10 protein-coding genes are annotated in these 7,385 nt (G+C 58.6%); 2 read left to right on the top strand and 8 right to left on the bottom strand.

The window, feature by feature from the left end:
* The 8 genes from KBY72_RS13615 to KBY72_RS13580 form a co-directional block, all read right to left on the bottom strand.
* The coding region (locus tag KBY72_RS13615; protein WP_254993801.1) for a hypothetical protein at window positions 1-373 on the bottom strand (373 nt) is incomplete at its 3' end.
* A 124-nt stretch (window positions 374-497) separates the two neighbouring features.
* Window positions 498-656, bottom strand: a complete 159-nt coding sequence (locus KBY72_RS13610) for a hypothetical protein (protein WP_254961447.1) — start codon at window positions 654-656, stop codon at window positions 498-500.
* Between the two features lie 160 nt (window positions 657-816).
* A complete protein-coding gene (locus KBY72_RS13605) occupies window positions 817-1,476 on the bottom strand; it encodes a thermonuclease family protein (protein WP_254961448.1) in 660 nt (219 codons plus the stop codon).
* Between the two features lie 411 nt (window positions 1,477-1,887).
* Window positions 1,888-2,109, bottom strand: coding sequence for a hypothetical protein (locus tag KBY72_RS13600; RefSeq protein WP_254961450.1), 222 nt, complete (start codon window positions 2,107-2,109; stop codon window positions 1,888-1,890).
* Window positions 2,110-2,402: 293 nt separating this feature from the next.
* Window positions 2,403-3,482, bottom strand: coding sequence for a LysM peptidoglycan-binding domain-containing protein (locus KBY72_RS13595; protein WP_254961451.1), 1,080 nt, complete (start codon window positions 3,480-3,482; stop codon window positions 2,403-2,405).
* Window positions 3,483-3,798: 316 nt separating this feature from the next.
* Entirely contained in the window at window positions 3,799-5,358 is a 1,560-nt protein-coding gene (locus KBY72_RS13590) for a terminase large subunit domain-containing protein (protein WP_254961452.1), read from the bottom strand.
* Complete coding sequence (locus KBY72_RS13585; RefSeq protein WP_254961453.1) at window positions 5,355-5,615, bottom strand: hypothetical protein; 261 nt, start codon at window positions 5,613-5,615, stop codon at window positions 5,355-5,357. The genes KBY72_RS13590 and KBY72_RS13585 overlap by 4 nt, the downstream gene beginning before the upstream one ends.
* Entirely contained in the window at window positions 5,612-6,070 is a 459-nt protein-coding gene (locus KBY72_RS13580) for a hypothetical protein (protein WP_254993800.1), read from the bottom strand. Before KBY72_RS13580 ends, KBY72_RS13585 begins: the two co-directional genes overlap by 4 nt.
* Before the next feature lie 360 nt (window positions 6,071-6,430).
* Here KBY72_RS13580 and KBY72_RS13575 point away from each other — a divergent pair, with 360 nt between their 5' ends.
* Both KBY72_RS13575 and KBY72_RS13570 read left to right on the top strand, forming a co-directional pair.
* Window positions 6,431-7,087: a hypothetical protein gene (locus tag KBY72_RS13575; RefSeq protein ID WP_254993799.1), complete on the top strand. Its 657-nt coding sequence runs from the start codon at window positions 6,431-6,433 to the stop codon at window positions 7,085-7,087.
* A gap of 101 nt (window positions 7,088-7,188) precedes the next feature.
* Window positions 7,189-7,385: tyrosine-type recombinase/integrase (locus KBY72_RS13570; RefSeq protein ID WP_254993798.1), on the top strand; the 197-nt coding region annotated here is incomplete at its 3' end.

Genomic DNA, 7,385 nt, shown 5'->3' with positions numbered 1-7,385 from the left:
CTGGACTTGGCAGTCCGCGTGAATCACGAACCCGGCCAAACGGGCAGGCCAAGAGCCCGCAGCCGGTTTTGATGTACAAGATACCTTGTAGCGTATCGACACTCCACTTGGTGAAAGCACCTGTCTCAGTGCTGTCGCCATTGTTTAGCCAGTCGCGATCAAAGACAGCGTAATCGACATTGCCATCGAAGCTAGATTTTAGCTTTACGATAGTTGACAGCGGAACCTTTGATCCTGGAGTTTTCCAATCCTGATCTGTGGGAATTTCAGCTGTAAACGGTGGATCCGCGATCAACTGCTGAGCAGATGCTGATGGGGCAGCCGCTGACGCAGTTGCGATAAGCAGGGCAAGAAGATAGCTGCGCAGCTGCATGTGCTTTTTAAATACAGATCAACACTAATCCTTTGGCGTCCAACGGGGTGACGGGCCTGGAGAAGGAAGAGGCGTGGTAGCAGGTGGAACCTCGGTGGAGTGCAGACGTGGATCGATAGGTGCGCTAGCTACCCGGCTCGCCTTCCTTGAGCACGACCGTTACCCGATGGCCTGGGAACAGCTCTTTGGCAGCCTTGAGGGCCTCGGCCTTATCAGCAGCGAAGACCGGCGTCACCGCGATGCCCTCGGGCAGGTCAGCGATCACGTCGAACAGCAGGCTCAATGCCTTAGCGATCAGCTGATGGTGGTCTAGCTAACCAATTGCTCCATGGCTACTGCGTTGCCGTATGACCGGCATAAAGTCTTGATCTAACAGAGGAAGCTCAATGCGCTGGCCGATGCTTATTGCCGGCGTGGCGCTGGCGTGAGCACCGCAAGCAACCTCAGCGCAGGGATTCGCAGGCTTTCCCATCACCATCGCCATCGAGGTAGCTGTAGCCCTGCCGGAGCAGCTCTTGAGCACGGGCATAGCTGCCGATTTGGCGGCAGGTGAGTCGTGGGCCTGCAGGGGCAGCGGTTTGGGGCGAAGGGGTTGTGGCAGTTGGTGGCAGGCGCCGAGCACTGCGACCTCGTCGGAAATCCCAGGGCCTCTCGATGCCACCCGGCACGGCCCACACCCCGAGCCGCTGCCGTTGGGCTGAAGCCTCTGCACCGAGGTAAGCGGCCTGATCGCAGCCGCTGAGGTACTGCCGGTAGGCAAAGGCTTCGCCGCTGCTCACCATCGCCAGGTTCAATGATCGACCGTTGCGGAATACCTCAGCGACGGTGCGGCCGTATCGGTCGGTGGTCTTGGTCTTGATCGAAACCACCGAGCCAACGGGGGCCAGGACCTGCAGTTGCTGACGGGCTGCCATGCCGTAGGGCTTTTGTGCCGTCTCGGGGGCGTCGATACAGGCCAGGCGAATGGTGATCCGCTTGGCGCTATCTCTGACGCGGATGGTGTCACCATCGCCCACGGAAAGGACCATGGCAGCCCCAGCAGGGCTGGCCAGCAGCAGGGGCAAAGCGAGGATTGCAGTAGCAGGAGCGGTGAGAGGTTTCATTGATGGCTCAGTCGGGGAGTCGATTCCTCGCCACGGCTGTCTGCTGGCCATCGTTTGTGACGCAGAAAATTTCCTGCGGTGCGACCCGGCACTCACCAGAGGAGTAGCGGACAATGCGCTTACCAAACCTCTCAGCCGTCAGTACGACAGGGAAGACATTGCTGCCTTCTGGCGGCATGGCTGAAATACCCCACGTGAGCCCTCTTAGCCCGGTGTTGTCCACGTCGAAGTGGAGATTCAGCGAGCCGTCTCTAAGGGTAAACACCGTTGCCCTGCATGAGCCGGTGTAGGCCGGTGTTTCGATTCGACAGGTTTTCCAGTGGGCTGAGACGACAGGCTCAGCGGTCTGCCATTGCGCCAGGGCCGGTCCGGCTAGCAGTAGAGGTAGGGCTAAGGCAACAGGGCGTATCACTACGGCTTCACGGCCTTAGCGCCATTGCAGGCAGCAGCCTTCTGGATCTTGGAGTCGGAGGTGTTCCGGCAGAGGTACTGAATGGAGCCATTGCTTTTCTCGACCTTCTGCCAGTAGAACCCGCCGGGGCTGGGCTTGCCTTCTGCCAGCACCTTGGCAATGGCCGGGGCGGTGGCTAGGGCAGCGGCGAGGATCAGCAGGGGCAGGAACGTACGGCGCATGGTGGTGATGGCTGTGTAGGTCCCAATCCTGGGATGGGAACGGTCAGCTGTCAGTAGCTGCCGGTTCTAACGCAGCGGCCAGGGCAGCCATGGCAGTGGTTGGTGAGAAGCCCAGCCGGGTAGCCATGCGGCGATTAGCTGGGGTCTCAAGTGCCTGGCTCGCCTTCCTTGAGCACGACCGTGGCTTTCCTTGGAGTAGCACCCATTGCCGCTGTCGGCTGCATCGCTACAGAGAGCAAGCGTCAGACTGAGTTGCTAAAGATTATTGCTAGAAAAGATGGTTGAAGTTGGCTTTATCTGGCTTCGCGCCTAGTTACGCAACGGTCGATGACCAGTCGCTCGTCAGTGCTCGCTTTGCTAGGTCTTGTCCAGGTTCCCCACCGCTCATCTGCAGGCTTGCGGTTGACCATCAGGCTGGTGCAGTTCACTCCGATCAAGGATCTCCTCATCCCCTGTATTCGGTCGCGCTCATCAGCGGAGACCACTCCATCACGAACAAGCTCGTCAAGGCTTGCATCAAATCGAGCAGGTGGGCGATTGGACAGTTTTGATTCGAATCCTGGGAGCGCCGGCCAACTGATACCTCCGCTAGTGGTCGGCTTGAGCCCCAGCACCATGGGGGTGCGACCGGAGGACGCCTGAGCGAGGCGAACCTGGCTGCCAACAACAAGCCGTGCGGTTTCAAGACCAGGATTGAGACGCAGCAGTTCCTGCAGGGTCAATCCATAGCGCTGGGCAATCTTTAAGACCGTGTCACCAAAACGGACAACAGCACGGTCCTCCACAGGAGGCAGGGACTGGAGAGGAGGTGTACGACGTAGCTCGCTGGTGTCGATCGCTGCCAGCTGCTTTATTTGCCTGGATTGCTGGCTGGGAACAACCAGCCAGTCACCTTGACGGAATTGGTGGTCTTCGTTGACGTCGTTGAGCTTGGTCAATCGCTCTTCAGCGAGCTTGAGGCGGCCGGATAGCTCTTCAACGCTAATGGGCTGGCGAACCTTGACCCAAATCTTGTCTACGCTGAGCGCAGGTAGGGCAGCATTCATACTGTCAACCGTATTTTTAAAGTTGTCTCCTGAGAGCTCAAGTTCTTTGACTTCCGTGACCCATGTTCCATCCTTCTGCTGACGCCAAGTCAAAACGTCAATCTCCTCATTGCCATAGCGCTTCCACCTGCGGGCGTACTCCTCCCTCTTGCGACGCGCCTGAAACTCAAGGGTCTCTTGGCGACGTCGTGCTGCCTCGGCATCCATTCGCCGGAGATCCTCAAGTCGCTGCTCGATCTGTTCGGGGGTTTCCGCAAAACATGGCAAGCAACAGGCGAGCCCAAGGGCTAGTGCGGCAAGCCTGATCAGAGACTTGTCAGTCTTCACGACACGGTTCTCAGACAGAGCTTTATTGATTCAACTTTGATGTGGGGTTGTGAAATCTCTGGGACGGTGGCCCGCAGGCACCAAAACAGAGGCGGGTTCCTTACGGATCACCCCAACCCCTTTCCAAGTTAAAGCCTTCTCAACTGACCCAAGGGGAAGGGGGTTGCAGTCCCATCCAGGATCACCCAACCAAAGCTGCGCTGCCCCCTCTCAATGCGGTGGAGGGTCCCATGCCGGTTGTCCCAGCGTGTGCGTGGGGCATCGACCAGAACCTCCTCCCCAATCTGCAGCTCCGGATTATGCAGGCCCTGCATAGTCACCACACCCGAAAATCGGTAGCGCCGGGCTGGAAGGTGTAGCGCTTGTCGTGGGTGGCCACCAGGAGATATTTGCAAGCGTCAGCGGTGTGATCGGGCCCGTTCGTGTCCAGATCCTCGGGATCGTGCTGGGCGTATTGCAGCCCGGGCACCGTCGCCCAGAACGATTCCACCTTGGGGGTGGCGTACAGACCCGGCGCAGTGGGGTCACCAGCCGCCTCCATCATCCGTGCCATGAGTTGCCAGCCCGGCGCCCGCTTCCCTTTTGGCCCTGCCACGAACCCAGCACCGTGTCGTTTGAGCTGGGCACCAATAGAACCACTGTCACCACCGATTTCAGCACCAATTGCCGCATCAGCCACTCGGTGTTTTTCCGCCACCCGCTCGATCGTGATGCCATTGCGTAGGCATAGCTCCCGGGCCGCCTTGGCCATCTTGCTAGTGGTCAACTCCCTATCACCTGTGCCCCATTGGCGGGTGCCATCGGGGCTGGTCAAGCACGTGTAGTGCTCATCCACCAGCACGATTGAGCCAGCGCCAAGTCGCTTCCCCTTCCACCATGTGGCTATCGGGCAGCGGTAAGCCAACAGCAGAGAACTGGGGGAGCGGGTGCCCCAGTCCAAACCCATCCAAACGTTCCAGTCGCTGTAGCCCTCAGCCCAGGTGGGTATTCCATCCCAGTCGGCGACCATGATCCGATTTTTGTCCCAGACGTGGGAGAAAAACGACCCACTTACCGCCCCCCAACTGCCGTAGACCTCTGACTGGATCTTGGCTGTGTCGTAGTTGCAGCTGGCCTTGAGGTTGGCGATGTAGGCATCCTTATTCGCCAGGTGGATGTTGTCGAAGAGCGTGGAATGCACGAGCACGCATTCCTTCTGGAACAGCTCAATGTGGGTGGGCTGCCAGGGCACCATCCGCCGAATGAAATTCTCGAAATGCCAGTACGAACCAGCGTTGTTGGGGTTGCAGGTAAGGACCATCCGTGGAGTCACACCCTCTGCTGTGCTCCGCATCGAGCTGCGCAACCGCAACAGCGGGGCAGGGTCAGCGATCTGGCCGCTCTCGTCGACGTAGACGTGGCTTAGGTCAGTGCCTTGGAACCTGTTGAAACTGGCCTCATCCTTGAGATAGTGCAGGTACAACACGGCCCCATTTGAGAAGCGAAACTCCTTTGCGCCCGTTAGGTAATGGCTGCCAGCCAGCTCAGGGCAACACGCGATCTGATCGGTGATCTCACGTTCGAGTTTGCGCAGCCCTGCCAGGTCACGCCGTACCAACGCACCGCAAAAGCCTCGGCCGAAACGGAGCACATCCCGCAAAAGCAGCAGCACCAGCCCGGTGGATTTGCCACCACCGCGGCCACCGCTCAGAAGTACGTCGTACTGGTCTGGAATTGAAAGCAGCGCCCTCTGCCAGGGGAGTGGTTCGAGCCGCTTTGGCCCAGTTGGTGCCGGTGTTTTTTCCTTGTTTTCCCGGTAGCGGCGGTCATCTGGTTTCAGCGGACTGCGCTTCCTTACCAGTGAACTGCCTTGCCGAGGCGCGGGTGTAGCTGTCATCGCACCCCCACCAGGTCCTGCCAGGCGGGTGATGGTGGGTTCGGACCAGCCCGCTCTGGAGGACGGGTGAGCAGGCATTGCCGGGCCTGGCTGAACATGGCGTGCCAATGCTTCAACTCCTTGCTGTTCTGCCAGCTGGCCTGACCCTCCATGCCCCGGATTGCAGAGGTGAGAGTGCCGGCCAGGCTGTTGGCAGTGACCTTTGCTGCTGCCGCCAGCGAGACGCAGGTGGGTTTGCCGGTAAACGCTCGGGTCATTGCTGCGGGCCCCGGTAGGCAAGCTCCCGACTTAGCGAGATCTGCCGTTGCATTTCCGCGGGTGATGGCGTCTTAGCCGCCCGAGTAGCTCGTTCGGCTTCGACAGTGGCGGCCAAGCCCTCCAGGGCAGCGTTCATCTCGGCCTGCACCCGTTCGGCGTGGTTATGGGGACGCTTAGCCGCAAGCTCCACCTGAAGGTCGCTGGTCCAAGGGGCCTCCCCTTCGATGGCCGCCGCTAGCTCCAGACTGATAGGCGGCCCCCAGAAAATTTCTGCGTCTTGAGCCAGCACGGGTGAAAGCTGCCGCAGAGCTGATTGCCAACTCCGTCCGCGCTCGTCACTCCAGGTCCATGGATTGACATTGGAGGGAATATCACGAACAGCTATTCCAGCCATTACTGCAGCTTTAAGCAACACGCCAAGCTCAAACTTGGGCTCTTGCAAACTTGACGCCATAACCAGTCTTCGTAGATACAATTATTATCGCTTACCGTGTCAAGTGTAGTAGAGAAGTGAACCTCGTAGAAGCCACAAAAATACTGCGGGTGTTGATCAAGGCCTGCCAATATTCAAACCACTACCCTCTGGGGCTGTGTAACAGTAACAAGGGACTTGAGGCCAAATGGAATAGAGCTTCTGTATATGTGGAGGGGCTAGTAACGCTGTCATAGCAAGCATTTCTGGACCCTGCCCCCTAAGGCAAAGCCACCAAGTTGGCGTTTTATGTGATAGACTAATGGGTGCAGGGGCTGAAATACCTGCACACCATTGTCCGCAAAACCAATGCAAACACTCGCCGCATCCGCGGATGAGCTGGTGGCTGCTGATCCCCGTTATTGGGATTGCCCATCGCTCAACACCGCTGAGCACATCGCCAACTCACTGGGCAAGCCGATCGCCCTGCCGCCTCACCTGGCAGATGCCCTAACAACCGATTGGGCAACAGAGCACGAACCAGCACTGCTGCGGTGGTTCGCCCGCCTCAGCCACCAGGAATACGAACAAGTTCACCGCGACAACACCTACAACCAGGAGAACGACTTCTCGGAGAACTTCGTATTCTCGATCTTCTCGCCAGTTGGCTGCTCTGACTGGTGCTGGTCGGACGATGTCTTCGTGGTTGTTGAGACTCACCTGGGAGGTGATGTCCGCGGTAACTACGGTCCTGCGGGTGTCTATCGCATCGATTCAATAGCCGACTCTGGATTCCTGGATTGGGTCTGCGGCTGGTTTGCATCGCCGATCAGCACCGACTCGATCAACTATCTGGCTGATAGTGAGCACCCGGAATTGCAGGCGGCCAATGATCGGCTCAGCATCGGTTACAGCAGCCATCCGACCAGTGAGCTGCGGAATCTGTTGTGGCAGGGATGTGAGCCGGTTTGGTCTGATCGGCTGAATTGCCACGTCGCCCGACTAGCAGATGTGCCATTCGCCGTACGCGTTGAGCCGATTGGGCCCAGCTACGGCTGAGTTGACGTTTTTGCGTTGGGGGTGTTGCTGCTGCAGCGCCCCAGTTATTGCAGGCCAGTTGCCATTCGAGATGGAACGTCAATTCACCAACGCTAAAAGAAATGCCCAAAACCAACGGATCAGGACAGGCGCAAACACTGTCTCCCGCTCAACTTGACCAGTTATTAGATGCCGCACCAGGGCCGGATCATCGAGCGCTTTGGGCGATCATGCGCTTTACCGGAAGCCGGGTGAGTGAAACTCTGGCCCTGCGGTGGGGGGCCATCCACCAAGAGCGGGTGGTGTTCATCAAGGCCAC

Source organism: Cyanobium sp. BA5m-21 (genome assembly GCF_024346235.1).
In the GTDB taxonomy this organism is placed as follows: Bacteria; Cyanobacteriota; Cyanobacteriia; order PCC-6307; family Cyanobiaceae; genus Cyanobium_A; species Cyanobium_A usitatum.
The sequence above is the reverse complement of the archived record's forward strand: the minus strand, read 5'-3'. Positions and strand labels throughout refer to the sequence as shown.

What these genes read in the sequence shown, in the direction of transcription:
- KBY72_RS13605 (WP_254961448.1), bottom strand. Translation starts at nt 1,476, where the DNA reads ATGAAACCTCTCACCGCTCCTGCTACTGCAATCCTCGCTTTGCCCCTG.
- KBY72_RS13600 (WP_254961450.1), bottom strand. Translation starts at nt 2,109, where the DNA reads ATGCGCCGTACGTTCCTGCCCCTGCTGATCCTCGCCGCTGCCCTAGCC.
- KBY72_RS13590 (WP_254961452.1), bottom strand. Translation starts at nt 5,358, where the DNA reads ATGACAGCTACACCCGCGCCTCGGCAAGGCAGTTCACTGGTAAGGAAG.
- KBY72_RS13585 (WP_254961453.1), bottom strand. Translation starts at nt 5,615, where the DNA reads ATGACCCGAGCGTTTACCGGCAAACCCACCTGCGTCTCGCTGGCGGCA.
- KBY72_RS13580 (WP_254993800.1), bottom strand. Translation starts at nt 6,070, where the DNA reads ATGGCGTCAAGTTTGCAAGAGCCCAAGTTTGAGCTTGGCGTGTTGCTT.